The organism is Microcoleus sp. A003_D6, assembly GCF_036702825.1.
Taxonomy (GTDB): domain Bacteria; phylum Cyanobacteriota; class Cyanobacteriia; order Cyanobacteriales; family Microcoleaceae; genus Microcoleus.
In genome coordinates this window covers 1-1,770 of the sequence record NZ_JAUBWA010000282.1, presented here as the reverse complement: position 1 = coordinate 1,770, position 1,770 = coordinate 1, and the positions used below count along the sequence as shown (strand labels likewise).

Annotated in this window: 2 protein-coding genes; both read left to right on the top strand. The window is 44.2% G+C overall.

The genetic code is table 11. The annotated features are described in order from the left end of the window. Positions 1–480: 480 nt before the first annotated feature. Positions 481–1,206, top strand: a complete 726-nt coding sequence (locus tag QUB70_RS32435) for a tetratricopeptide repeat protein (RefSeq protein ID WP_332985911.1) — start codon at positions 481–483, stop codon at positions 1,204–1,206. Next, a complete protein-coding gene (locus QUB70_RS32430; RefSeq protein WP_332985910.1) occupies positions 1,203–1,433 on the top strand; it encodes an Osc7112_2153 family protein in 231 nt (76 codons plus the stop codon). Before QUB70_RS32435 ends, QUB70_RS32430 begins: the two co-directional genes overlap by 4 nt. The last annotated feature ends 337 nt before the right edge of the window (positions 1,434–1,770 follow it).

Below are 1,770 nucleotides of genomic sequence, written 5' to 3'. Positions count from 1 at the left end.
ACATTTTCCTTGTGGAACGGGCCGGAGAGCCCGTTCCAAAATTTGATTAAAAGGACTTTTGCAAGAGGTCTATTGCATGGTCGGGGCGGGCGGGACGCCTAACCCCTACTCCCCACAAGAGTTTAATTGTTTTTTGACATAGAATTTCAATGCAGAACAGCTTTATACAGTGATATACTGTCGATCGACCGCCCCAGGCTAAGTATTATTACTTATTAGATCGGGAGCAGTCCTGCCTTCTTCCCCTTCCCGCTTCCTTCTTCCTAAAAATATCCGGATCGCTTGTGGAGTCTCATGAAGAATCAACCTATGCTCGAATACATCTAGGTAGTAGCAGCATTACGCAAGCATTGGGCTGTGGAGTTGCAAACTCTTATGAGAAATTGGTTCAAGCCTTCCTTCATTTCGTAAGATGATGATGCCATTAGGGTGGCAATTAAATCTGGCAAACAAAATATCACTTAACTCTCAAGTTAAAATATGCCAAAAACGACACCATTAGCTAACATTTTTAATGTCATGAAAGAGCCAGGAAAAAAGTATCACCAGTCGAAGTTGGCGACCTTCCTACTGATGCTAACCGTAGGCTTTGCCGGCTGGCAATTTGGGTTGCCGGAACTCGCATCACTTTTTAACAATAGAGGTCTTGAAAACTACAAAGCCAATCGATTGGCTGATACCCAACAAGCATATGAGTTAGCGCTCTCCGTAGATCCCAAAAGCCGACCAGCTCTTTATAATTTGGGATGGCTTTGCGAAGAGGTGCAAGATTTAGAATGCGCCCGAGGAAAATATCTGCAAGCTGCCAAACTCGGTATGCCTGCTGCTTACAGCAATCTGGCTCGATTATATATAGTTGACAAGAAAAACTATGCTGCTGCCGTTCACCTGCTGTGGCAAGGTTGGAAATTAGCTGAGGACGATCAAGTCAAATATTCTATACTCAAAAATTTGGGATGGGCTCGGCTGAAACAGGAGCGATATTCGGAGGCATTGCAACATCTGGATGCAGCGATTAAGCTTGATAGTGAAAGACCAGCAACATACTGCTTAAAAGCGCAAGTGCTTGAAGGGCTCAAAAAAACGAAGGAAGCGCTACCGCAGTGGAAAATTTGTCTAAAGTATGCGGATTCTCAAGAATTCGATGAGGATATATGGATAGGAATGGCACGTCAACGATTAAAAGAGGAAAAAACAAATAAATGAAACGCACAGTTTTGCTTTCATCAACCATACTGGCAATTATAACGGTAATGGAGCTAAGTCAAGCCTCAAAAGCACTGCCAACTCCTGCTACTGTTATACCTACAGTTAATGAATCAGTCGAAACGCCGTTCAACTCGAATCAATCGACGTGGCGGCGGTGCAGAGATAGAGATGGTGGAAATTATCCGTGTCCGAGATTCGTCATGCCTTCGGAGAGCGAAGAATAAGAGTTATTTTCAATGAATTTTGTAGAGTGGGCCATCACCACTTTACACCCACAGGTATGTAGTATGTAGTAGTATTATGTAGGTGCGCACTGCGCACCTTACTATCGATCGTTGCTGTTTTCTTACAGCCACCGTCTACCTATCGCTTCGAGATCCGCTAAAGCCTGATTTGCCCAATTTACTCGTCCCACCTTTCGAGCCGCTTTTTTCGCTGCTGAGCCGGAAATAATATCACCTGCTTCAACTTGTTCCAAACCTCGTTGATATCCTCCCCACTGATGAATCAGGGGGATTCCAATCTACCCAAACAAAGAAAGTTGTTTAGGGAATTGGTGGG